Source organism: Fibrella aestuarina BUZ 2 (assembly GCF_000331105.1).
In the GTDB taxonomy this organism is placed as follows: Bacteria; Bacteroidota; Bacteroidia; order Cytophagales; family Spirosomataceae; genus Fibrella; species Fibrella aestuarina.
In genome coordinates this window covers 4,614,183-4,638,501 of record NC_020054.1, presented here as the reverse complement: position 1 = coordinate 4,638,501, position 24,319 = coordinate 4,614,183, and the positions used below count along the sequence as shown (strand labels likewise).

Sequence of the window (24,319 nt, the reverse complement as noted above, 5' to 3'; positions counted from 1 at the left end):
AAGGGTGCAACATTTTGGCCCATAGTGCTCAAGTGGTGCAAATGCCAGATTTATAACAACTTATGATAGAGTAGTACGATAAAACTTGATATAATTATGCTCAAAGAGGAATAGAGAGTTCCGTAACCCCTATTTTGGTACGAATTTTTGAGAGGATACTAATGAGTACTACTGAATCACCTGAATTGAGAAAAGCAACGCCAACAATCATAACACACGAAGGAATTGCAAAAAACGGATGTACTTGGAATGTGTATAATGGTGACTCGAGGGACGTAATGAAGACCCTTCCGAGCAATCATTATGATACTATTATCACTTCACCGCCTTACTTCTGGTTACGAGACTACGGACATGAGAATCAAATTGGTCTAGAGGATTCTGTCGAAGGATTCGTAAATAACTTATGCCAAACTTTCGATGAGGTCTACCGAGTCATGAAGCCATCAGGTGTGTTTTTCATGAATATTGGAGATACATATTACTCAGGAAAGGGAGAATCAAAAGGAGTAGACAAGAAAAGCAGCAAGAGGAGGTTCGGTTTGCGAGCAGTTGACAAAAGTGGTGGTCTGGGTATCGGCATTAAGCCAAAATCTCTAATAGGAATACCTTGGAGAGTGACAAACGAGATGATGAGTCGAGGATGGGTTTTACGTAGTACAATCATATGGTACAGACAGCATGCACTGCCTGAAGCTGTAAGAGACCGTCCAAGGCGCAGTTATGAATTTATCTTTATGTTGACTAAGCATAAGGATTATTATTTTAACCGTGCTCCACTGATGGAAGCCGCGCAAGAGGATATGTGGACAATCACGGCCCGTCCTAAAGCCCAAAATTTAGGTACAGCTCCATACCCAGACGAACTTGTTGAAAGATGCATAAATATAGGATGCCCTGAGGGGGGGAAGGTACTTGATCCTTTTCTAGGAAGTGGAACTACTGCTAGAGTAGGCTTAACAATGAATCGGAACGTATCAGGTATTGATATTAGTGAAGAATTTTGCCACTACTCAGTTAATCAATTAAGATCGATTTGATTTATGTACATTAGCCAAGATGCTGTTCATAGAGCATTCGCTGACTTAGAAAATGTTCAGCCATTTTATGGTATTACCTTTTTAGTATGCAAACATAATAAGTTGCCAATTGGAAGAACGATAGAGTTTCAGATCAGCCATTTAGAGGCGGAGTTTTTAGAAATTCATTTCAAGCCAATAGTTAATACGACGTATTTTTTTAGAGTATTTAGGCCGTCAGAAAAAGAGAAGTTTTGGTTGAAGTCCGACTATGCTAATAGCGGTTCACAAAGTAATAGAACTCAGAAATTCGGCGAAGCATTCATTCATCCAAAACGATCAAACTTATGGGGCTGGTCAGAAAATTATATTGATGTACTAGCTAATAATCTTCAAAACGGCAATAAAATTCCTTTCTACAGTTTGGCAATTTGGTTGTACAGAGATCATAATTGGATTGAAACAAAGCTAAGCTTAGAGGCCATTAAAGAATTGTTTTATACAGAATTTAATATATCAGAAGAAGAGGTTGTGCTTTTTGATTTTGATATTCCTATAGAATATAGAGGTAATAATTTATTGTCGCCGGATGGATTTAATTGGGGGGTATTCAGGAATTTTTTTTCTATTCCGGCTCCTGTAGATGCCCCTGCGGAGAAGGTAAAGTCACTTCAAAGCATAACTATAGAAAACGTTGGCCCTGCTAATGCTTTTCAGCTTTTTTTTTAATAAAAGATTCAATATCATTACTGGTGATAATGGCTTAGGTAAAACGTTTATTTTAGAATCTATATGGTGGATGTTGACAAATACTTGGACAAATGACCCTCTTTATCCAGGTATTGAGAATATAAAGAAAGGTCCTTCAATTATTTCTTCAGGTACAGAGGGGAATGATGGAGCTTCAAACTTTCAGGTCGCCTTTTACAATAGGGGGAGTTCAGAATGGCAAAAAACAGAAGAAAGCTCAGATCAAGCCCTTATTATATATGCAAAAGCGAACGGTATATTCGCTGTTATGGATCCCAATATTAATTCGAGCCCATTTGCAGAAAAAGAAGGCCGGTCTTTAGTTTTTACTAAAAATGAAATTTGGGAAGGATTAGTCGAAAATATAAGAGACGTAAACTCCCTGAAGTCAAGGAAAGGAGCTTCAACTTATCTTTGCAATGGACTAATTAATGACTGGGTAATTTGGCAGCAGGCTAACGATTCGTCTTTTGACATCCTTAAAAGGGTGCTCAAGCAGCTTTCTCCACCAAATACAAGTGATTTAGGCTTATTAATACCTGGTAGCTTAGTTCGATTGCCTTATGACAGCCGAATAATGCCTACTATCAAGCATCCTTACGGTGAAATACCAGTTATTCACGCATCTGAAGGAGTTAGACGAATACTTTCGTTAGCCTATTTAATAGTCTGGACTTGGCAGGAACATAAGCTATATTCAGAAAATAGTCGAAAGGATATTGCCAAAAATATGGTTTTTCTAATCGATGAAATAGAGGTGCACTTACATCCACAATGGCAAAGAAAGATACTGCCTGCAATGCTAGAAGTTTCTAGTGAGCTAAGCAGTGAACTAGATATACAGTTTATGATAACTACACATTCTCCAATTGTAACAGGTTCTGTAGAAAACATCTTTGACGATTACAAGGATAGGTTATTTCACTTAGATATTAGCAGTGAAAGGCATAGTAAAAATGCAGATGTCACTATTAATGACATTGAATTTGAAAAAAGAGGTACAATTGATTCGTGGTTAACTTCGGACGCCTTTAATCTAGATCAGCCGAGAGGCAGTATTAAATCAGAGAAAGTCATTTCCAAAGCGATCGAAATGCAGAGTAATATAGACGCTACTAAGGATGATGTAGAAAAAATAACAAACGAATTAAGAAAAGTACTAGGTCCATTCGATATTTTTTGGTCAAGGTGGCGTAGTTATGCAGATAGCTTTGGTATTAAACTTTGAAAATATTTGAACAGAGATGATACCAGTAACTCCGAAGCAAGAACCTGGCGATTTTGATATTAAAGTTCGTCAGAAAGGGTTGAAATTCTTAAAAACGACACCTAGACCAAGAGGTTCAGAATGGATTAGAAAAGAATATTGGAGGAAATGTATACCGGAGTTACAGACTTCTTATGATAATATTTGTGCATATTGTGCAATAAAAATACCTGCTCATACTGGTGATCCAACGGTAGATCATTATATATCTAGAGATGTTGACCCTAGCCTTGCTTACGAATGGGCTAATTTTAGATTAGCTGCTAGGCGATTTAATAGTCGAAAACTAAATTATACTATAGTAGATCCTTTTACTGTTCAGTATGGATGGTTCGTTTTGGATTTCAGAACTTATCTTATTCACCCAAACAACCAACCTAATTTTCTTGATTCAAATCAATATAGTTTAGTGGATTTCACAATCAGAAAATTGAAACTCAATATTGATGATAACTTAGTTCAAGCCAGACTTGGAATTATAAGAGACTATGTTAAAAACAAAGTTCAGTTTAGCTATTTACAAGAAAACGCTCCTTTTATCGCGTATGAGTTAGGGCGTCAGAACCTAGTCCATACTATACAAAGTTGGAACGTTTGACCATTGTGTTGTGTTCTTAATTGTTAGATGAATCTAATATTATCAATTAGTTGATTTCTCTTTATTGAAGCAATTTGACCGCACAATTTTTTCAAAAAATAGCTATTGAAGATAGCTGAATAAGGTGTGAATTGCTTCGTTTGTCACTAAGCTGCAATTTTTTTATAATAAGTACCATGAACGTAGCATTGTTATTGCTCTGCTATAACGGTTCATTTGCCAATCGTTGAGTTTTTTAGTTTGTGAGTTGTAAGCGCGTACAATGCTACCTTTGCATCCATAAAAGATGTCAATCAGGATGACGTTGGAGACAATTCTGTACGAGCTGGAGAATATCAGCATACAACACCAGGAGTTTAAAGAAGCCGCTCAATCCTTACAAGCCTCAGTAGCTTACTTCTTCGAAACAGTTGCTGATGGAGACATTTGGACTCCGGCGCAACTGTTGACGCTTCGGGAACGGGCCGGTATTGACAAAGCATTGGCTTTGCTCGAAGAAACCATGCCAGCCGACGAACCCGGCGAAGACGATACCGAATAGCAGAAACGCCCCGGCTACACTAGCCGGGGCGTTTTGGTTATGCGCTTTTCTTGAATTCCTGCATGATCCGCCGTTCATCGGGGCTGGCGTAAGCTTCCAAGCCTTTTGCCGATGTACGGCCCATCATGGTTATCGTGCTTTCTTTAGAAAGTACCGTGTCAAGCAAGCGGGCACCTGGGGCGAAGATCGACGCGTATAATCCGCCGTTCAGGCACAGATTGGCAAACGTTCGTCTGCCCGTATGGGTGGTAATACGTTTGGCGATGTCTAGTCGCAACGCAATCACTTTTAAGTACAGGTTAGTTTTCTGGTTTGGGCGAACGTGAAGGTTTTCCGGTTTGCCATCGTAGCGGCTGGATAAGATGAACTGAACGACGGGGTGAAGCGGCTGTCGGGCGGTGTTTCCGGTTTTACACGGTCTTTCTCTAACCAGATCATGCCAATCTCCTCATGTTCTTGATACGAAAAGTGGTCGTAACGCAAACCCTTAATGTCGGAGTACGCGAGACCAGTAAAGCACTGAATAAGAAAGTAGTCTCGTACTTCGCCCAATACCTTGTCGGGGCCAAAGTCGTAGTTTATCAGCGTGACCAGTTCTTCTTTGGTTAGATAAACGGGCTTGTTTGGCTTAACCGATGGGACGCGGTAGCCCTGCAAGGGATTGCGCTGAATGTAGTCGTTTAGATAGCCGTAGGAAAGTACTTGTTTGATCGTATTCGAGTGCTTCCGAATTGTGGCGGGTTTGCGGCTTTCATCGTTACGCATGAACGTACGATACTGCTCAAGTACAGCTTTTCCAAAACGTTCCGCCAACAGATCGCCTTGCTTAGTCGATGCCAGCCAGTGGCCTACCTTTGTTCTGACAGTAGCGTAGGTTTCGCGTGTCCCTTCTGTTATGTCCGGGTTCTTTACTAGTGACGCTAAGTAATGATCGAATAGATGGATGAAGGAGTATCCTTTGCCCTCCTGGTGAAAAAGCTTCTTGACGTACGATGCTGTGAAAGGCTCACCAGACCGTAGTAGGTCGTTGTAGATAGCTTGAACGCGGGTTTTCCAGATCGATAGCGTTTGATTGTGTTGCCCGGCTTCAGGTGTGCGGGCGGTTAGACGCTGGCCCTCCTGGCTCCATTGCTTACGGTGTACTTTGATGCCAGTAGAACCGAGTTCGGCCCGTTGGGAATTGATCGTAACACGGAAATAAAGAGAGATAATATCGGGGTCTTTGGCAGAAGAATGGCCCCAAAAGAGCATTTCCATTCGAGATGGTTTCATAGGTAGTCGTTGCCTCTTTTAAAGAAAAAGGATACGAAACTACCAAACGTATGTAGTTACATTAAAACATATGAAAGAAGTTGTGAAAGGTATTTTTTAGTGCCACCTCGGCCCTTTTAATGCCACCTCAAAATCGTACGGCTGGTTTCTTCCGATACGATCAAATAGCGGTTTCTGGCCTGATAGGGCATAAAAAAAGCCCGCTGTGGTGGGCGGGCTTCGTCATAAACACTTTAGGTTGCAGAGAGAGAGGGATTCGAACCCCCGGACCTGTTACAGTCAGCGGTTTTCAAGACCGCCGCAATCGACCACTCTGCCATCTCTCTGGGTGATTGATGATGCAAAAGTAGGCTAAATCCCGGCGCTTGTCAAGCACTATGCCGAAAAAAATGCCCCCGAACGGCTAAAAAAGGCTATTTTTGCAGCGTCAAGCCAGTGGTCAACCCCCGTAAAATCTTGATAACGAACGACTCATCGGTCGTCGTTTAATCGCTCTCTCATCTCAATTTTTGCCCCACGTGAACGCCACAGAACAACCGCAGATCAACCTCGATCCCCTGCCAACTGTCGAAACCGCCCGTAAACTGGGCGTGCTGCCCGATGAGTTCGAGCGGATCATTGCCATCCTCGGTCGCCAGCCCAATTTCACCGAACTCAGCATTTTCTCGGTGATGTGGTCGGAACACTGTTCGTATAAAAACTCCATCGTGTGGCTGAAGACCCTGCCCCGCGACTCCGAGCGCATGCTGGCTAAGGCCGGCGAAGAAAACGCGGGCCTGGTCGACATCGGCGACGGCCTGGCGTGCTCGTTCAAGATCGAATCGCACAACCACCCCTCGGCCCTCGAACCCTATCAGGGTGCCGCAACGGGCGTTGGTGGTATCAACCGCGACATCTTCACGATGGGCGCGCGCCCCATCGCCCAGCTCAATTCGCTGCGGTTCGGCGACCTGACCCTGCCCAAAACACGTCGGCTGCTGCGTGGCGTGGTAAAAGGCATTGGCGACTACGGCAACGCGTTCGGCATCCCGACGGTGGGTGGCGAAATCTATTTCGATGAATGCTACAACACCAACCCGCTCGTCAACGCCTTCTCGGCGGGGATCGTCGAAGTAGGTAAGGTCGCCAAAGCTACGTCGTATGGCGTGGGTAACCCGGTTTTCATCGTCGGGTCGGCCACGGGGAAAGACGGTATCCACGGCGCTACGTTCGCCTCGGAAGACATTACCGCCGCCTCGACGGACAAGCTGCCGGCTGTGCAGGTGGGTGACCCGTTCATGGAGAAGCTGCTGCTTGAAGCCACGCTCGAAATCATCGCCACGGGCTATGTAATCGGGATTCAGGATATGGGCGCGGCGGGCATTATCTGCTCAACGTCGGAGATGAGTGCCAAAGGCGAACACGGCATGATCATCGACCTCGACAAAGTGCCCACCCGTCAGACCAACATGGCCCCGTTCGAGATTCTGCTCTCGGAGTCACAGGAGCGGATGCTGGTCGTGATCGAAAAAGGCAAAGAAGGCATCATCCAGGGGATCTTCGACAAGTGGGACCTGCACTGCGCCCAGATTGGTGAGGTGACCGACACCCAACGGCTGCATTTCTACCGGTACGGACAGCTCGTTGCCGACGTGCCGGCTCATGACCTGGTGCTGGGTGGCGGCGCGCCCCAATACCGCCGCGACTATAAAGAACCGGCCTACATCAACGAATTCCGGAAGTTTCAGATTGCGAGCGTACCCGACGTGCCAGCCGCTGAACTATCGGCCGTAGCTACGCACCTGCTGAGCCACCCGAATATCTGCTCGCGGCAGTGGGTCTACCAGCAATACGACTCGATGGTGGGCACCAGCAACCGCAGCACCAACGCCCCGTCTGACGCGGCCGTGGTGCGGGTGAAAGGTGCCGGTATCCCGAAATCCGAGAAGTCCATCGTCATTACGGTCGACTGCAACAGCCGGTACGTCAACGCCAACCCCTACGTGGGCGCGCAGATCGCCGTGGCCGAAGCCGCCCGCAACATCGTCTGCACGGGTGGCGAACCGCTGGCCGTGACCAACAACCTGAACTTCGGCAATCCCTACGTACCTGAGGTCTACTGGCACTTTGTGGAAGCCGTGAAAGGCATGGGCGAAGCCTGCCGCCGCTTTGAAACGCCAGTGACGGGGGGCAACGTGAGTTTCTACAACCAGTCGTCGGACGACGGCCCCGTGTTCCCGACGCCGACCATTGGCATGCTGGGCCTGATGGAAAACCCCGACAACCGCATGACGCTCAACTTCCGGCCGGCGGGCGGCGACCTGATCTACCTGATCGGTTCACCGCAGAACGACATCGCCTCGTCGGAATACCTCTATTCGTACCGGAAGGTGAAAGCCTCGCCCGCGCCGGCCTTCGACATCGAGCAGGAACTGGCCGTGCAGGCGACGGTGAAACAACTGATCACGAAGAAGCTGATCGCCTCGGCCCACGACATTTCCGACGGTGGCCTGTTTGTGGCCGTTGCCGAGTCGGCCATGGCGGGCAACACGGGCTTTGCCATCACCACCGACGGCGACTACCGCACCGACGCGTACCTGTTCGGCGAAAGCCAGAGCCGGGTGGTCGTGTCGGTCGCGGCGGAGCAGCAGTCGGCGTTCGAGCAGTTCATGGAACGTACCCACATCGCCTACAGCCAGATCGGCAACGTAACCCCCGCCGATTTTGTGGTGAACGGGCAGACCGTGCTGACCTCCGCCGAAGCCGCTCCGCTGTACAATAACGCGCTGGGCAAGATCATGGCGTAACAACGTACCTGACGAATGGAGCCAACCACCCAATTCCGTTTGCTAACGTACCCAGACTACGAAACGCTCGAGCAGCAAAGCGATATTCGCTATGAGTTCGACGCCGGTCAGGTCTATGCCATGGCTGGCGGAACGTTCAACCACAACGAGTTAGTCGTTAACACGATGCTGGCCTTGCGTGATCAGCGGAAAATTTGACTGATTAGGTGGGTTGCGCTGTCATCTGCTTCGCGTTATTGGTGGTCATTGATTGTCATTCGTTGTTTTGCGACAAATGACAATCAATGACCACCAATGACGACGAAGTCAAATGACGGCGCAGCCTACTGACATTCCCCTATGCAGCGTTATTTTATCGAGTTAGCGTACAAAGGCACCGAATTTCATGGGTGGCAGTACCAGCCGAACGGCATTAGTGTGCAGCAGGTGCTTGAGGAAACGCTGACCAAGCGCCTGAGCCGCCCGATCTACGTGGTGGGTAGTGGGCGTACCGACGCGGGCGTGCATGCGGCCCAGCAGTTCGCCCACTTCGAGACGGACGGCGACCTGCCCGAGACGGACCTGCTGATCTACTCGCTCAACAACATGCTGCCCGATGGCATCGCCATCTACGACATCTTTCCAGTTGGCCCCACCGATCACGCCCGATTCTCGGCCACGGCGCGTTACTACCAATACCACATCTGTCGGCAGAAAAGCCCGTTTGATACGCATCAGACCTATATTTTCCGGCCTGCGCTCGACGTCGACACCATGAACGAAGCGGCCGCTACGCTGCTCCGCTACAGCAATTTTCGTAGCTTTAGTAAAGTCAGGACGGAGGTTAACCATTACCATTGCAAGCTGATGCGGTCCGAGTGGCGCTGGCAGGGCAACCACCTCGTTTACCACGTCAAGGCTGACCGCTTCCTGTACGGGATGGTGCGCTGCCTGGTCGGGACGATGCTGGAGGTGGGGCAGGGGCGGATGACCGTAGCCGAGTTTGAAGCCATTATTCAGGCCGAAGACCGCACGCGGGCAGGCCGGGCCGCACCACCCAATGGGCTGTTCCTAACCGAAGTAAGCTACCCCGAATCGGTTTTTGAGAAACGACATTCATGACAATAGGCATCATTGTACTCGCCGCAGGCTCTTCCAAACGCTTTGGGGGTATCAACAAACAATTACTCAGTATCAATGGCACGTCGCTCGTCAGAACGGCCGCCGAAGTCGCGTTGGCAGCCGAATTAGGCGGGCCTGTAGTGGTCGTGCTGGGGCATGAGCGTGAGGCTGTCGCCGCCGAACTCGACGGCTTGGGCGTGACCCTAATCGATAATCCCACCTATAGCGAGGGCATTGCGTCGTCGGTGAAGATGGGCATGGTTGGTCTCTTTATGATGCAGCCAAGCATCGAGGCCTTCGTCATCATGCCCTGCGATCAGCCGTTTCTGACGCCCGCGCTGCTTCAGCAATTGGTGGCCACGCAGGATGAAAGTGGTAAAGGCATCGTGGCCACGCGCTACGCCGATCAGGTGCACATGCCCGCCCTGTTCCGACGTACCTACGCCGATGCGCTGCTCGCCCTCACCGACGAGAAAGCACCCAAATGGGTCATCATTAAAAACAAAGCCGACCTGGCTCAGATCGGCTTTGAACCCGCCGCCGTCGACCTCGACTATTGGGCGCAGGTGGAGGCGTTGGGCAATTAAGTAGAGTCTGGAAAGTCGGTTTAGAAAGATGAAGTCCGAAGTATGGAAAGTTGCCAGTACTTGTTTTGCAGAAGCATCACAAAAACGGACTTTCCAGACTCCGGACTTTTGACTTTCCAGCTTACAAAAGTCTACATCAACTTCTTCACCAATTGCTCGACGGTGATGCCTTCGGCTTCGGCTTTAAAGTTGCGGACGATGCGGTGCCGCAGAATGGGCAACGCCACGGCGCGCACGTCTTCGATATCGGGTGAATACTTGCCGTTGAGCAAGGCATTGCACTTCGACGCCAGAATCAGCGACTGCGAGGCCCGCGGACCCGCGCCCCATTCCAGATACTGGTTGGCATCGGGGGCGGCCAATTCGGTGTTGGGGCGCGTTTTGTGCACCAGTTTTACGGCGTATTCCACCACGTTGTCGGCCACGGGGACGCGCCGAACCAGGTGCTGAAACTCCGAGATTTCTTCGCCCGTCAGAATCGGTTTTACCTGATACCGCTCGTCGCTGGTCGTACTCTTCACGATCGCCAGCTCCGACTGATACGACGGGTAATCGAGGTAGATGTTAAACATAAACCGGTCGAGCTGCGCTTCGGGCAGTGGGTACGTCCCTTCCTGCTCGATGGGGTTCTGCGTCGCCAGCACGAAGAAGGGACGGCCCAGCGGGTAGTTCTGCCCGGCAATGGTCACCTTGTATTCCTGCATGGCCTCAAGCAGGGCCGACTGGGTCTTGGGCGGCGTCCGGTTGATCTCATCAGCCAGGATGATGTTGGCGAAAATGGGGCCTTTGATGAACTTGAAGTTCCGGTCCTGATCGAGCGTTTCGGAGCCGAGAATATCCGACGGCATCAGGTCGGGCGTAAACTGAATCCGGTTGAAATCGAGGTGCAGGGCGTTGGCAATCGTCTGAATCAGCAGCGTCTTAGCCAGCCCCGGCACGCCCACCAGCAGGCAGTGTCCCTGACAAAACATAGCGGTAAGCAGCAGCCGGACGGTTTCGTCCTGCCCGATAACGACCTTACCAATTTCAGTACTAAGCTTTTTATAAGCGTCTTTCAGGGCTTCTGCAGCCGCCACGTCGGAAGTATAAGGCACTAGTAGTTGAGTTTAAGAATGAACGTAGGGTAAGGAATGAATAATGTACGATGCACAATGTACAATGGGCGGCTACCTCGTAACGGCCAGGTACGTCACCTGAGCGCTCCCATTGTACATTGTGCATCGTACATTATTCATTAATTGTTACTGGCCTGGGCACTGCCTGTCTGGGTGGTGCCGAAGATGCGACAACCCGTGTATTGCGGATCGACGGTAATGTAGACGTCACTGACTGATTTACGAAACCACTCGTCGATGGCTTTGTTCTTCTTGTTCTGCAAAACGATATTCTGCAGCTTTTCGAAGTCGACCTTATAGTCGGCCGTGTGGGGCTGGATTTTGGTTTTGTAGTACAAAATCCGCACGCCGGTTTTGCCGTCGTCGGAGCGGTAGGGGAGTACCGGCGTGATTTTGCCAACCGTCATTGTGTCGAGAATCGTAAACATGGCGTAGTCCATCGAGCCGTCCATCGCCAGCCGCGACCCTCCCGATTGCGGATCACGAATGATGCCACCCGCATCGGCCGTAGCCTTGTCTTCCGAAAAATCTTTGGCCGCTTTGTCGAATTTGATGCTGTCAATCTCGATCTGATGCTTCAGGCTGTCCAGAAAACGGGTCGGCTCGTTGACGTCGAGGCGGGCGTATTCCGGGCGCAGCAGAATGTGGCGGGCGTGGTACTCGGCGCCGCGCGTTTCGATCAACTGAATCAGGTGATACCCAAAGTCAGACTCCACTACGTCCGACATCTCGCCGGGCTTGAGTTTCAGGGCGGCCCCTTCAAACGGAGCGACCATCATCCCGCGTTTGGCGTAGCCGAGGTCGCCGCCGTTCTGCGCCGAAACGACGTCTTCCGAATTGGCTTTAGCCAGGGCGGCGAAGTCAGCCCCGGCCGCAACGCTGTCACGCAACGAACGCAGCCGCTGAATGAGCTGGTCTTTCTGGGCTTTGCTCACTTTGGCGTACCGCACAATCTGCCCCACTTCTACTTCGGCGGGCATGTAGGGCAGGCTGTCTTTCGGGATACTGTTGAAGAATTTCAGCACGTCGCGGGGCGTCACCTTGGTTTTGGCCGTGATCGTCTCCTGCATCTTGCGGGTCAGCATCTGGTCTTTCACCTGGGTACGTACCTCGCTCTTGAGCATCTCCAGGCTCTTACCAAACTGCTCGACAATGTTTTTCTCGGACCCATACTGCTGAATCATGTACGACATCCGGCTGTCGAGCTGGCTATCCACCAGCTTATCATCGACCACCACCGAGTCGATCTCGGCTTTGGCCAGCATCATTTTGTTGATGACGAGGCTTTCGAGCAACTGGCACTTCTGGGGCGCCTGCTGCCCCTGCGCGGCATACGAGTTGTATGACTCCTCCAGGTCCGACTGCAACACGTAGTAGTTGTCGACCTTGGCGATGATCTTGTTCAGGACGACCGCGCTGGGGTCTTCGATGGTGTCGCGCGCGGCTACTTCCGACCGGAGCGGCTGCGGCAACACCGCCTTCCGCGACGCAAAACCGCCCGTACTGAAGGCCTGAGCCAGCGTTAGGGTAACGCCCAGCACACTCAGGGAAATGGTTTGACTCTTGTTCATGGATGTCTGTTCAAGATTCAATGGCCCAGATTCATTGGCCGGGGTTGGCTAACTTGGCAGCTAACCTCGACCCCGTAGCGGCGGACCGCTTGAACCGGAGACCTTGACCTTACTTTACTAGTCGCTTTAACTCGTCCTCGTTCACCTGAACGGGGTATTTCTGGCGCAGATTGGCGATAAACTGCTGCTCTAAAAACGCCTGGTAATCGTTAATAACGGCGCCTCGGGCTTCGGCAAAGGTGCGCGGGCGGGGGGCATCGATCCGGCTGATGGTCACCTGCACCACCCGGTTATTAGCCGTAAACGTGCTGGTACCTTTCTGCCAGGGCAATTCATCGACCAATTTATTCTGACCTTTGGCGAAAATGCCTTCGGTGATCACGACGGCGTTGGGCTGCTGACTGCTCAGCACCCGCGCCACGTCCTGCTTCGACGTACTGCCATACGTAAACGTGACCCGCCGGGCGGCGGCACCGTTGGCATTGGGTCGAAACGCCTGCACATCTTTTTCGGTGATCCGTGCTAACTGAACGCCGTTTTTCGTGAGGTAGTTTACCACCCTCCGCAGCCGGGCCGTCGAGACCGTGTCGCTTTCCGAGGCGTCGCGCGAGGCCGTCACTTCCACCACGTAGGCCGGATTCTTGACCATCGTCACCATCACCTCATACAGCACTTCGTCGCCTTCCGTCGAGAGGGTTGTCTGGTTGGAACTGAATTGCAGACCGGGTGCCGACCGTTTCAGGGTGTAGGGGCTGGTGGCCAGCCGGGCTTTGGCTTCGGCCAGTAGCTTCTCGTCGGCGGCGTCGATGATGGTCGCCACGGCCCGTTCCGGATACTGGTACTTCGCCCGGTTTTTCTCGTAAAAGTCTTTCTGCCCCAGCGAATCGGCCATCGACCGTTCCCAGACCTGTTCTTCCATCACCTGCGACAGCAGCACGCCATCGCGCACCTCGTTGAGCAGGGCGCGGAATTCAGGGTATTTTCGGTCCAGATTCGCTTCTTCGGCGGCGATCAGCTGATCACCTTTGAAGCGGTTGTAGAACCGGCGCATGAGGCCCCGCGGCGGACCGCTCGGCTCCATCCGGGCCGACTGCTTCTGCTCCACATAATCGAAGAATTTCCGGGCCGGAATCGCCTGATTGTCGATCGTCAGCAGGGGCTGGGTCGTAAAGGGGTCGTCGAGGAATTTGCCCGCCCGCCATTTGCCCATAAACAGGCTCGAATCGCCTTTGGCCAGGGCAGCGTCTTTGACCGGTTCGTTTTCGATCACCTTGTACTCGCGGCTCAGGCGCGCCAGCGTGGCCTGCCGGAGCACGTCGGCGCGGGAGTCGGTGACAACTTTCTGCCGGATGGCGGGGGCCAGTTCGGTGAACGATTCCATCGGTTGGCGGCCAATGAGTTTCACGATATGCCAGCCGTAATTAGTCTTGAACGGAGTGCTGTAGCTGCCCGGCGTGGTGAGCGCAAAAGCGGCCTCTTCAAAGGCCGGTACATTCTGCCCGGTGGCAAAAGCCGGCAGCTTACCGCCCGCGCCTTTGCTCTGCGTATCGTCGGAGTAGGTGCGGGCAACCGTTTCAAACGACTCACCGGCCTGCAACTTGGCGTAGGCTTCGTCGATGCGGGTTTTGGCGGCAGCGGCCCCCTGCGGCTCGGCCGTGGGCGAGAGCCGCACCAGAATGTGAGCCACCTGCACTTTTCCGCGCGACGGGCGGCGGTCGTTGACCCGCAGAATGTGGTAGCCAAACCGGGTACGGATGGGCGTCGACAACGTACCCGGCGATTGCGTGTAGGCCGCCGTTTCGAGCGGATACACCGTTTGGAAGGCCGTAAAATAACCCAGGTTGCCGCTGTTCTGCTTCGCCGACGGGTCTTTCGATACCTGCCGGGCCAGCGCCTCGAACGATTCGCCGTTCTGAAGCCGCTCCCGCACCGAGAGGGCCTGCTGATAGGCCGCGAGTGTATCGGCCGGTTCGGCATCTTCCGCCACGCCAATCAGGATGTGCGAGGCATTGACTTCCTGCTGCATCCGCTGGTAGGCTTCGGCCGTGAGCTGATCGACCAGTGTTTTGTCGGTCAGGTACGATTGGGCCAACTGCTTGCGGTAGGTCGCCATCTCTTCCCGAAACGCCTCGGTGGTGTCGCGCCCCTGCTTTTCGGCAGCCAGCACTTTCAGCTTCAGGTTGGTATACAGATCGAGGTAACCACGAATATCGGTGCGCTGCGACGAATCGGCCGAGAGCTGATTTTTCGTGAAGGAATCGAAAAACTCGTCGCTCGAAAAGGCTTTGGTGCCGCCCAGCGTCAGCACGGCCGGTTTGGCGGGTACTGGCGGCGGAGCCGTAGTCGCGACGGGTGCCGACGTTTTACAGGCCGCTGCCAGCAACAACAGCAGGGCGGGGCCAGTAAGCCGGACGGAATGAACGAGTGAATTACGCAATGGGAAAAGGCTCAATTTCCAGTTTTTAGCGTTTTCAGTTGGCGTATGCAGTACCCCAATTTCTGGCCGGCAAACCAACCGGAAAGGGGTGACGCATCAACTGAAAACTAACTTACAAAGATAGTCAATCTTGCCCAGATGGCTTGATTTTGACGTTTTTTAACACCACATCGTAGGTCAGCTCGTAATCGAACGAATCGCGCAGGTGCGTGCCCGTAAACCGGACCGGTACGCGCATCGACCGTTTGCTCGACTGCTTCAACTGCGCATCGGTCAGCTCGACGCTGCTTTGCCCCAACACATCATCGTCGTCGAGTTGATTGGCAAACTGAAGCCCAAAACCCGCCGCCGCCAGTCCGGCCGATACGTATTTCAGGGGCGTCAGCGCTTCCACACTCGACAATAAAACGCCCGCCGGTACGCTGACGATGTTATTGACCCGCTGAATTTTGCTCACCAGGGTCGAGGCCTGGTTGTAATCGTCCACTTCCAGCAGCACCAGCGACGCCACAATACGCCCGTTTTGCGGGATGGGCAGCTGAATGGTCTGGGCGTTTGAGAGGTCGGCCTGCTGCCCTTTTTTGAGCGACTGCACGCCCCACCCGCCATTGACGACCCCCACGGCTTTGTTCTTGGCGTCGTAGCTCACCAGCGAATAGGCCAGCATGACTTCGTCGCGTCGGCTCAACGTTTCTTCCAGGTTGTTGGCTTTGAGGGAGTTGGGTTTTAATTCGGCCACGAACGGTTTCGGGGCGGCACAGGCGGTAAGCAACAGCGTGGCGGCAATGACGCAAAGGCGCATGAACGTACAGTTAACAAGTACAGGATAGTGGTTGTCGGCATGACGAGCATCAGACGACAAACTGTACAGACCAAACGACCTTTCGCCCCTTAAAATTCTACAGCGCGTATCTTTGCGCCTCTATGCGCTTGCTTACCTACAACGTCAATGGCATCCGGGCAGCCATCAAAAACGGCCTGATCGACTGGCTGCAGCAGCACCCGACCGACGTACTCTGTTTTCAGGAGGTGAAGGCCACGCACGACGTGGTCGACCTGGCCCTGTTTGAGGCGCTGGGCTACACCTACCACTGGCACGCGGCCGAGAAAAAAGGGTATTCGGGCGTGGCTACGTTCTCGAAACGCCCCGCCGACTATGCCGTGCTGGGCTGTGGCTTAGCGCATTACGATTGCGAAGGCCGTATCCTGCGCACCGATTTTGACGACATCACGGTGCTGAACTGTTACTTCCCCTCGGGCACGACGGGCGAACTGCGGCAGGGGGTGAAGATGCAGTTTCTGGCCGAGTTTTTCGACTACGTGCAGGACTTGCGGCAGTCGCGCCCCAACCTGATCGTGGTGGGTGATTACAATATCGCCCATACCGAACGCGACATCCACGACCCCGCCCGCAATAAAAATACGACGGGCTTTCTGCCCGAGGAGCGCGCCTGGATGGACCGCTGGTTTGCCAGTGGCTTTGTCGATGCATTTCGGACGAAAAATCCCGATGCCGTTGAATACAGCTGGTGGAGTTACCGGGCCGGGGCGCGGGCCAACAACAAAGGCTGGCGCATCGATTACATCTCCGTCGCTGAGTCCATCGCCGACCGCATTCAGGCGGCCGGTCACCACCCCGAAGCTGTCCACTCCGACCACGGCCCGGTTTGGGTAGCGATCAATGAGATAAAGAGTGAAAGAGCGAATGAGTGAATGAGTGAATGGGCTGACGCAGGCGCAATGAACGCGTCAGCCCATTCACTCATTCGCTCTTTCACTCTTTATCTCATTATTCCATGCACGTTCTGATCTACAAACCGTACCTGATGCTCTCGCAGTTTTCGCCGGAAGGCGAAAACCAAACGCTGGCGGATCTGCCGTTCGCCTTCGCGAAAGACGTATATCCGGTGGGGCGGCTCGACGCGGATAGTGAAGGGCTGTTGCTGCTGACGAGCGACAAACGCATCAACCACCGCCTGCTCGACCCCCGGTTTGCCCACGAACGGACCTACTACGTGCAAGTCGACGGAGCCATCACCGACGAGGCGCTGCGTCAGCTGGCCGAGGGGGTCACGATCAGCGTGGATGGGAAAGCGCACCGCACCCGCCCGGCCATCGCCCAACGCCTCACCGACGAGCCCGATCTGCCGCCCCGTAACCCGCCCATCCGCTTCCGGGCCAACATCCCGACTTCCTGGATCGCCCTGACGCTGACCGAGGGGAAAAATCGGCAGGTCCGTCGGATGACGGCCGCCGTGGGGTTCCCGACGTTGCGGCTGGTGCGCTGGTCCATTGGGCCCCTGACGGCGGCGGGGATGCAGCCCGGCGAGGTACGTTTGCTCGATAACGACGATATTACGCAACTGCTGAGTACGCCGATGGGTGCTCAGGCTGGCGCCACCCCTCATGCCCGACCCCCTAAAAATTTGCCTTTACGGCCCCGAAAGCGTTGGTAAGACCACGTTGGCCCAGCAGCTGGCCGACCATTACCACACGGTATACGTACCTGAAGTCGCCCGCGATCTGATTCTGTCGGGCGACCTGACGAACGTAGAACTGAACAGCAGCGACTACGCCCGCATTGCCGTCGCGCAGACCGAGGCCGTAACGCGCGCCCTGCCCCTGGCCAACCGGGTGCTGATCTGCGATACCGACCTGATTACCACGCAGCTGTACGCCGATGTCTACGGCGTAGCGCATCCGCCCATCTTGACCGAACTGGCCGCGAAGGAGCAGTTCGATGCGTATTTTCTGCTCAATACCGACGTACCCTGGGTCGCCGACGGCCTCCGCGATCTGGGCGATCGCCGCGAGGAAATGTACCATTTATTCGAGCAGGCCCTGACCCGGCGCGGCATCCACTACGTCGTGGTGTCGGGCCGCGTGTATGCCGCCCGGAAACAGCAGGTTATCGACGCGATTGATGCGCTATTGGGCGAGAAAAAGGAACAGACCGCCAGCACTTAACCCGAGCATGCCGCCCACCATTAATTCGGCGAGTGTATGCCGACCCAACTGGTACCTCGACCAACCAATCAGCGGGACTAGCGCCAGCCACAGCCCGCCTGCCTGGGGATCAAATAAGCAGAGGAGGCAGGCCAGGTACGTGTTCAGCGAGACGTGTAAGGAGCTTTTGATGAGGAGGTTAAGCAGAAGAGACGTGCCTAGTAAGAGCGTAGCACAAGCAAGGCTGATCCGTATCAGATAGGGCTGATTCGTTATAAAAACGAGCAGCGAAACGCCGGTCAACAAGCTCAGTGCCAACCAATACCAGCGCTGGCGCTGCGCCTGATCCGATACGTCAAAGTTGGTGTACGTGCCTTTGGCCTGATTGCGGTACATAACGACCGCCAGGGGAATAAACAGGGCCCCAATCAGCAAGGCCGACAGGCCAATGGCTCGGTCCGTTGTCTCGTAGCGCACCAGAAGAACCAAGGCACCCAAGGGCAGGGTGAGTAATGGATGCCCCATTACTGAAACCATCTGGGCCAGTGAGGCAACCGAAGGTCGGCTGGTCAACGCAGTAGGGAGTGAACCGGATGAATACCTGATGACGCTAGGCTCGCTTGACAGCCTGCCGGGCGAGGAGTTTCCAACTGCCGCGCTGATAGACCCAGACGAGCAACACCGACAGGTTGGCGGTGCCGGGCGTGCCTTTGTTGACGGTTTCGGCCTGCAAGACGTGCCGCACCATCGCTACCTGATCGACCAGCGTGATGGTCTGGTCGGTTACGTTGATGGTCTTGAAATCAGAGTCGTTGCTGAGCAGCGCCCGCATAAACTCGGCTTTGTCTTCGACCTTGCCACTCGAATGGCCGTAGCTCAGTGAATCGGCAACTAAGGCCGTGAGGCGGGCTTCGGTGGGGTCGATGAGCGCCAGCCGAAGTTGCTCGACGGCTTTGGCTATACCCGCCTGGGTACGTTGGGCCAGGGAGGCCGATGCCGTCAGCCCAATCAGGGCAGCGGTTAGCATAAAGTGACGCATAAACGATTAGGGTTTTGGAGTACGTGATAAGGCGGTTGGCCGACGTACCTGAGCGAGCAGCCAGTCGGTCAGTTCCTGCGCGGCCAGGGCATTCTGGAAAGGGGCCGCCACGCGCCGCCCGTCGACATATTCGTTGTAAATCCAGGGATCGCCAACGGCAAAAACGGTGCCTTTGCCGTACGTTGCCACCGCCATAATCACATCCGATTCGGCCGATACGATGGCGCGGGCGGGGGGCTGCACGGCCAGCGTGGCCAACTCTTTCAGGTACGTGACGCGGGTGGTGGGGAAGACCGGATTGCCCGGTGCAATGTTGACGGTGCCCTGCTCAAACTTCGTTCCCTGCACCATGTTGCGACTTTTGTTGGTGAACCGGATGCCAAACTGGCTCGCCAGTTCGTTGAAATGCGGGATCTCGCAGTTGGCCGTGTCGTTGGCCATCAGCACCAGGACGCCACCCGCCTTTACCCAGTCGGCAATGGCCTTGCGGTCGGCGGGGCCGATGTAGTTGGGCTGCGGCGATTCTTTGGGCGTGTCGGGGTCGACGATGATGTACACATCAATACCCGCCAGGCTTTGGGCCGTCGGCGCGTTTACCGACACCGTTTTGGCTCCGCGATCCCGGAACAGGTTACCCCACCACCAGAAACCCGAGTGCATGCGATCCTCCCAGGTGTAGTGGTAGGGCTCGCGTTCCGGCAGGGTCGTGTTGGTTGCAGGGCGGTTGGCCGCCAGCACGTTGGCCCGCAACTCGTGATTGAAATAGGTGTCGACCCCGACGGTTTTGCCACTACCGATGCGCAGGCTGGGCAACAGCTCCACCTCCAGGCTTGCCAGGATGAAAGGCCCGACGCCTTTCAGGTCGTTCTTGCGGATGGGTTCGCTCAGGTAATAGTCGTAGCTGCCGTCGCGATAAGGACTTCCGCCGAGGCCCCCGACACTGACCGTGCCGTTGAGGCTCAGCGTGCCGTCCGGTTCGGTAGCGACGAAGGTTTTCAGGATACCCGTGTACCCGGTGCGGGCATTTTGAGCAAAGGTCGGCGCGATGTACCCCAGGCGGGCGGCTTTGGCCAGCGCATACACGAACATGCACGAGGCCGACGCTTCGAGGTAGTTACCGGCGCGGGTGCCCTGGTCGATGATCTGATACCAGACGCCCGATTTTGGGTCCTGGTACTTGGCCAGCACGGGGGCCAGCCGTTGCAGGTAGCGCACCAGTTTGGCGTGTTGCGGGTGGCTGGCAGGTACGTAGTCGAGCACGTCGACGAGCGCCATCGCGTACCAGCCCATCGCCCGACCCCATATGTTGGGCGACTGACCCGTTTGCGGGTTGGCCCACTTCTGTTGCCGGCTTTCGTCGTAGCCGTGGTAGAGCAGGCCCGTTTTGGGATCGACGAGGTGTTGCTCAATCAGGGCGAACTGCTTGCCGATGTCGTCGAAATTGGCCGTTTCGCCGTACAGCTGGCTGTACTCGGCGTAGAAAGGCTCGGCCATGTACAAGCCGTCGAGCCACATCTGGTTGGGGTAGCGCTGTTTGTGCCAGAAACCACCGGCCTGGGTACGTGGCTGGACGGCCAGTTGCTGACGAAGGGTCTGGGCGGCCAGCTGGTATTTTTCGCGCCCCGGCAGGCTTTGCCGGGCCAGCATGAGCAGCACCCGGCCGGGCGTCAGGTTGTCAAGGTTGTAGTCGTCGGGGCGGTAGGTTTTGATCTGCCCTTTAGCTCCCACAAACAGATCGAGGTCGTGAACGATGTAGTTGACGTACCGGGCGTCGGCGGTGCGTTCCCAGACTCGTTGCAGGGCCAGCAGCATCAGCCCCTGCTCATAATCCCAGCGGGTCGCTTTCAGGTTGCCCACCACGATGGAGTCGGGATGCCAGCGCATAAACGAATCGGCCATGCGCTGCGAGTAAGGCGGTTGCTGCGCGTGGAGAGTGGTAGTGAGCAGGAGCAGAAAAGGGAGGAGTCGCATGCGGGTAGGAGGTCAAAAGAAGGCTGAGCTGGAACGCACCGGTTCGTGTCATCGCCCCATCCACCCGCCATCGACGGTCAGGATGGTGCCGTGGACGTACCGGGCGGCGTCGGAGGCCAGAAACACGGTGGGTCCTTTGAAATCGTCGGGCTCACCCCAGCGCCCGGCGGGAATACGCCCCAGAATGGCGGCGCTGCGGGTCGGGTCGTTGCGGAGGGCTTCGGTATTGTCGGTCGAAATGTAGCCCGGTGCAATCGCGTTGACGTTGACACCCTGCCCGGCCCATTCGTTGGCAAAGGCTTTCACCAGGCTACCCACGGCGCCTTTGCTGGCGGCGTAGCCAGGTACGTTGATACCGCCCTGAAAGGTGAGCAGAGAGGCCGTAAAAATAATCTTACCCGACCCCCGCGCAATCATGTCGCGGCCCAGTTCGCGGGTCAGGATAAACGGCGCGGTCTGGTTGATGGCGATGACCTCATCCCAGTAGGCGTCGGCATGCTCGGCGGCGGGCTGCCGCAGAATCGTACCGGCGTTATTGACCAGAATGTCGATCATCGGGTGGTCGGCACGTACCTGCTCAACGAAAGCCCGCAGGGCATCGCGGTTGCCAAAATCGGCCTGATAGGCGTAGAACCGGCGACCCAGCGCCGTCACGGCCTGCTCGACGTCGGAACCCGACAGTTCAAGCGACGCCGACACACCGATGATATCGGCTCCGGCTTCAGCCAGCCCTTCGGCCATCGCTTTGCCAATACCCCGGCGGCACCCGGTTACCAGCGCCACTTTACCCGCTAAGGAAAACGCTTGTTGCATAGAAAGGGGTGAGGTAATGAATAAAGGGGTGAGGTAATGAATAATGTATGATGGACAATGAATAATGTACGATGCACAATGTACAAGGGGGCGTCAACTCAATTGTGCGTCAGCTCATTGTGCATTATTCATCATACATTATTCATTCAATTACCGTAGATCCGTGATGGCGCAGAAGTCCATGTCGCCGTAGTCGAGGTTTTCGCCGGCCATGCCCCAGATGAAGGTGTAGTTCGACGTACCGGCCCCCGCGTGGATCGACCAGTAAGGCGAAATCACGGCCTGCTGGTTCTGCATCCAGATGGGGCGCGTTTCCTGCGGTTCGCCCATAAAATGGCAGACGGCCTGCCCCTCGGGCACTTCGAAGTAGAAATACACTTCCATCCGTCGGTCGTGGGTGTGGGCGGGCATGGTGTTCCAGACGCTGCCCGATTTCAGTTCGGTCATGCCCATCTGCAACTGGCAGGTTGGCAACACGCTGTTGACCAGCAGTTTGTTGATCGTCCGGTGGTTGGCCGTGGCCGGGCTACCCAACTCGACTACCTCGGCGTCGGCCCGCGTAACCAGTCGGTTGGGGTACGTGGCGTGGGCGGGCGTGGAGTTCAGGTAGAACCGGGCGGGCGTGGCGGCATCATCCGACTGAAAGACGACCGACTGCGTGCCCCGGCCCAGGTAGAGCGCTTCTTTGTAGGCCATTGGGTACGTTACCCCGTCGGCGATCACCTGCCCGGCACCGCCGACGTTGATGATCCCTAACTCGCGCCGTTCGAGGAAGTAACTCGCCCGCAGGTCGGCCGGGTTGTCCAGCGGCAGGGGCTGACTCGTAGGCATGGCGCCGCCAGTCAGGTAACGGTCATAGAAGGAGAGCGTCCAGCAGCAGGCGTCGGGCAAGAAGAGTGTCTCGATCAGAAAATGCTCCCGAAGTGACTGGGTCGTCATGCCGCGCATCTCGTCGGGCGAACAGGCGTGGCGTTTACTAAACTGTGTCATAAGCGCGTAATCAGGCAACGGTCGTCGGTTGGTTGGTGGGCAATACGACGGGTTTTCCCGTGCGCGTGAGCCAGTACATCAGTCCCCAGGCGATCAGATAGGCGCAGCCGCAGAGGGTAAACAGGAGGTTGTACCCGCCGTTGAGGTCACCCGCCGCTTTGTAGGTATCGAGCAGGTAGCCGATCAGGAACGGGAACAGGAAGCCGCCGATTGACCCCGCCATGCCGCCAATACCGATGACCGAACTGATGGCCTGTTTCGGGAAAAAGTCAGACGCGGTGGTATAGATGTTGGCGCTCCAGGCCTGGTGGGCGGCGGCGGCGAGGCTGATAAGGCCCACCACCTGCCACATGCCGGTGGCAAACTGAGCCAGCACGATGGGCAGCACCGCCAGCGCAAACAGGAACATGGCCGTGCGCCGCGCCCGCACCGGCGTCCAGCCCCGGTTGATGAAATAGCCCGACAGATAACCCCCGCCGATAGAGCCGATGGTCGTGGCCGTGTAGATGACCACCAGCGGCAGGCTGGGTTTCTTCAGATCGAGGTTGAAGGTCGTGGAGAAGTAACTGGGCAGCCAGAAGAGAAAAAACCACCAGATGGGGTCGGTCATGAATTTACCCACCACGAACGCCCACGTTTGCCGGATGCCAAAGAGCTTGCCCCAGCCAATCGACGGCTGCCCGGCAACGGCGGCTTCGTCGACATCGCTGTGGATGTACGCGTTTTCTTCGGGCGTCAGGCGGGGGTGCCGGGCGGGCACTTCGTAATAGCGCCACCAGAAAAATAGCCAGATGAAGCCGATGGCCCCCGTGGCGATGAACGCTTCCTCCCAGCCATACGCCCCCAGAATCCAGGGCACCATCACGGGCGTAACCACCGCCCCGATGTTGGCCCCGGAGTTGAAAATACCCGTGGCAAAGGCCCGCTCTTTCTTGGGAAACCACTCGGTGACGGCCCGGATGGCTGCCGGGAAGTTGCCCGATTCGCCCAGCCCCAGCACCGACCGCGCCACGGCGAAACCCAGCAGACCACCGGCCAGTGCGTGGGCCATGGCGGCCACACTCCAGACAACCACCGAGATGATGTAGCCTAGTTTCGTACCGATTTTGTCGATGACCCGCCCGAAAATAAGTAACCCCAGCGCGTAAGACAGCGTAAACGCCTGCACAATGCGGCTGAAGTCGGTTTCGGTCCAGCTAAACTCTTTTTCGAGCGTGGGCTTCAACAGGCCAATGACTTGTCGGTCGAGGTAGTTGATGGTGGTGGCGAAAAACAGCAGCGCAACGATGGTCCACCGATATCGGCCAAGAGGAGGTGTGTTCATACTAGTTTAGAAAAAAGGCGGAACGACAGATTTAGATGGGCAAGCCCGGTTTACCCGCGAACGGGCGCAACCGTCGCCAGGCGGCGTCGGTACGCATACCGAACCATTGCCTAAGCCCAATTGTAGCCGTTTCTACTAGTGAACCAATTTGTTGGCTTGGCCCGAACCCCCTGCACTGGCCGCAACAACGGC

The 24,319-nt window shown here is 54.7% G+C and carries 24 protein-coding genes and 1 tRNA gene; 12 read left to right on the top strand and 13 right to left on the bottom strand.

Going from position 1 to position 24,319, the window contains the following annotated elements; genetic code table 11:
• Positions 1–161: 161 nt before the first annotated feature.
• From FAES_RS29660 to FAES_RS19015, 5 genes are all read left to right on the top strand, one after another.
• Entirely contained in the window at positions 162–1,040 is an 879-nt protein-coding gene (locus FAES_RS29660; protein ID WP_083891500.1) for a DNA-methyltransferase, read from the top strand.
• A 3-nt stretch (positions 1,041–1,043) separates the two neighbouring features.
• Positions 1,044–1,748, top strand: coding sequence for a hypothetical protein (locus FAES_RS19025; protein WP_041258119.1), 705 nt, complete (start codon positions 1,044–1,046; stop codon positions 1,746–1,748).
• Positions 1,726–2,997: an AAA family ATPase gene (locus FAES_RS19020; protein ID WP_041258117.1), complete on the top strand. Its 1,272-nt coding sequence runs from the start codon at positions 1,726–1,728 to the stop codon at positions 2,995–2,997. Before FAES_RS19025 ends, FAES_RS19020 begins: the two co-directional genes overlap by 23 nt.
• Positions 2,998–3,013: 16 nt before the next feature.
• The gene (locus tag FAES_RS30140) at positions 3,014–3,634 is read left to right on the top strand and encodes a hypothetical protein (RefSeq protein ID WP_148289404.1); all 621 of its coding nucleotides are present in this window, start codon (positions 3,014–3,016) and stop codon (positions 3,632–3,634) included.
• A gap of 304 nt (positions 3,635–3,938) precedes the next feature.
• Positions 3,939–4,175: a hypothetical protein gene (locus FAES_RS19015; protein WP_148289403.1), complete on the top strand. Its 237-nt coding sequence runs from the start codon at positions 3,939–3,941 to the stop codon at positions 4,173–4,175.
• 37 nt (positions 4,176–4,212) lie between these two features.
• On the opposite strand, the gene FAES_RS19010 is transcribed toward FAES_RS19015, so the two are convergent.
• From FAES_RS19010 to FAES_RS19000, 3 genes are all read right to left on the bottom strand, one after another.
• The gene (locus FAES_RS19010; RefSeq protein ID WP_015332849.1) at positions 4,213–4,461 is read right to left on the bottom strand and encodes a site-specific integrase; all 249 of its coding nucleotides are present in this window, start codon (positions 4,459–4,461) and stop codon (positions 4,213–4,215) included.
• Between the two features lie 2 nt (positions 4,462–4,463).
• The gene (locus tag FAES_RS19005) at positions 4,464–5,447 is read right to left on the bottom strand and encodes a phage integrase SAM-like domain-containing protein (RefSeq protein WP_015332848.1); all 984 of its coding nucleotides are present in this window, start codon (positions 5,445–5,447) and stop codon (positions 4,464–4,466) included.
• 241 nt (positions 5,448–5,688) lie between these two features.
• A tRNA-Ser gene (locus tag FAES_RS19000) sits at positions 5,689–5,773 on the bottom strand.
• A 183-nt stretch (positions 5,774–5,956) separates the two neighbouring features.
• Here FAES_RS19000 and purL point away from each other — a divergent pair.
• The 4 genes from purL (at position 5,957) to FAES_RS18980 (ending at position 9,921) form a co-directional block, all read left to right on the top strand.
• Positions 5,957–8,233 carry a phosphoribosylformylglycinamidine synthase subunit PurL gene (purL, locus tag FAES_RS18995; protein WP_015332847.1) on the top strand — a complete coding sequence of 759 codons (2,277 nt, stop codon included), beginning with the start codon at positions 5,957–5,959 and terminating at the stop codon, positions 8,231–8,233.
• 15 nt (positions 8,234–8,248) lie between these two features.
• Complete coding sequence (locus FAES_RS18990; protein WP_015332846.1) at positions 8,249–8,431, top strand: PDDEXK family nuclease; 183 nt, start codon at positions 8,249–8,251, stop codon at positions 8,429–8,431.
• A 141-nt stretch (positions 8,432–8,572) separates the two neighbouring features.
• On the top strand, positions 8,573–9,334 hold the full coding sequence (truA, locus tag FAES_RS18985) for a tRNA pseudouridine(38-40) synthase TruA (protein ID WP_015332845.1): 762 nt from the start codon (positions 8,573–8,575) through the stop codon (positions 9,332–9,334).
• On the top strand, positions 9,331–9,921 hold the full coding sequence (locus FAES_RS18980) for a nucleotidyltransferase family protein (RefSeq protein WP_015332844.1): 591 nt from the start codon (positions 9,331–9,333) through the stop codon (positions 9,919–9,921). Before truA ends, FAES_RS18980 begins: the two co-directional genes overlap by 4 nt.
• A 131-nt stretch (positions 9,922–10,052) precedes the next feature.
• Here the strand turns inward: FAES_RS18980 and FAES_RS18975 are convergent, their stop codons facing one another.
• From FAES_RS18975 to FAES_RS18960, 4 genes are all read right to left on the bottom strand, one after another.
• The gene (locus FAES_RS18975; protein WP_015332843.1) at positions 10,053–11,015 is read right to left on the bottom strand and encodes an AAA family ATPase; all 963 of its coding nucleotides are present in this window, start codon (positions 11,013–11,015) and stop codon (positions 10,053–10,055) included.
• A gap of 140 nt (positions 11,016–11,155) precedes the next feature.
• Positions 11,156–12,607 carry a peptidylprolyl isomerase gene (locus FAES_RS18970; RefSeq protein WP_015332842.1) on the bottom strand — a complete coding sequence of 484 codons (1,452 nt, stop codon included), beginning with the start codon at positions 12,605–12,607 and terminating at the stop codon, positions 11,156–11,158.
• A 109-nt stretch (positions 12,608–12,716) separates the two neighbouring features.
• Positions 12,717–15,044, bottom strand: coding sequence for a peptidylprolyl isomerase (locus tag FAES_RS18965; protein WP_229364503.1), 2,328 nt, complete (start codon positions 15,042–15,044; stop codon positions 12,717–12,719).
• A 124-nt stretch (positions 15,045–15,168) separates the two neighbouring features.
• Positions 15,169–15,846, bottom strand: coding sequence for a hypothetical protein (locus FAES_RS18960; RefSeq protein ID WP_015332840.1), 678 nt, complete (start codon positions 15,844–15,846; stop codon positions 15,169–15,171).
• A 122-nt stretch (positions 15,847–15,968) separates the two neighbouring features.
• Here FAES_RS18960 and FAES_RS18955 point away from each other — a divergent pair, with 122 nt between their 5' ends.
• The 3 genes from FAES_RS18955 to FAES_RS18945 all read left to right on the top strand — a co-directional run bounded on the left by FAES_RS18955 (position 15,969) and on the right by FAES_RS18945 (position 18,011).
• Positions 15,969–16,757: an exodeoxyribonuclease III gene (locus FAES_RS18955; protein ID WP_015332839.1), complete on the top strand. Its 789-nt coding sequence runs from the start codon at positions 15,969–15,971 to the stop codon at positions 16,755–16,757.
• 83 nt (positions 16,758–16,840) lie between these two features.
• A complete protein-coding gene (locus FAES_RS18950; protein ID WP_015332838.1) occupies positions 16,841–17,500 on the top strand; it encodes a pseudouridine synthase in 660 nt (219 codons plus the stop codon).
• Positions 17,451–18,011: an AAA family ATPase gene (locus tag FAES_RS18945; RefSeq protein ID WP_015332837.1), complete on the top strand. Its 561-nt coding sequence runs from the start codon at positions 17,451–17,453 to the stop codon at positions 18,009–18,011. The genes FAES_RS18950 and FAES_RS18945 overlap by 50 nt, the downstream gene beginning before the upstream one ends.
• Here the strand turns inward: FAES_RS18945 and FAES_RS18940 are convergent.
• The 6 genes from FAES_RS18940 to FAES_RS18915 all read right to left on the bottom strand — a co-directional run bounded on the left by FAES_RS18940 (position 17,973) and on the right by FAES_RS18915 (position 24,127).
• A complete protein-coding gene (locus tag FAES_RS18940; RefSeq protein ID WP_148289402.1) occupies positions 17,973–18,563 on the bottom strand; it encodes a hypothetical protein in 591 nt (196 codons plus the stop codon). The genes FAES_RS18945 and FAES_RS18940 overlap by 39 nt on opposite strands.
• Positions 18,564–18,600: 37 nt before the next feature.
• Complete coding sequence (locus FAES_RS18935) at positions 18,601–19,029, bottom strand: nuclear transport factor 2 family protein (protein WP_015332835.1); 429 nt, start codon at positions 19,027–19,029, stop codon at positions 18,601–18,603.
• A 6-nt stretch (positions 19,030–19,035) separates the two neighbouring features.
• The gene (locus FAES_RS18930; RefSeq protein ID WP_015332834.1) at positions 19,036–21,000 is read right to left on the bottom strand and encodes a glycoside hydrolase family 88 protein; all 1,965 of its coding nucleotides are present in this window, start codon (positions 20,998–21,000) and stop codon (positions 19,036–19,038) included.
• Between the two features lie 48 nt (positions 21,001–21,048).
• On the bottom strand, positions 21,049–21,813 hold the full coding sequence (locus FAES_RS18925; RefSeq protein WP_015332833.1) for an SDR family oxidoreductase: 765 nt from the start codon (positions 21,811–21,813) through the stop codon (positions 21,049–21,051).
• A 150-nt stretch (positions 21,814–21,963) separates the two neighbouring features.
• A complete protein-coding gene (kduI, locus tag FAES_RS18920) occupies positions 21,964–22,803 on the bottom strand; it encodes a 5-dehydro-4-deoxy-D-glucuronate isomerase (RefSeq protein ID WP_015332832.1) in 840 nt (279 codons plus the stop codon).
• 10 nt (positions 22,804–22,813) lie between these two features.
• On the bottom strand, positions 22,814–24,127 hold the full coding sequence (locus FAES_RS18915) for an MFS transporter (protein WP_015332831.1): 1,314 nt from the start codon (positions 24,125–24,127) through the stop codon (positions 22,814–22,816).
• Between the last annotated feature and the right edge of the window lie 192 nt (positions 24,128–24,319).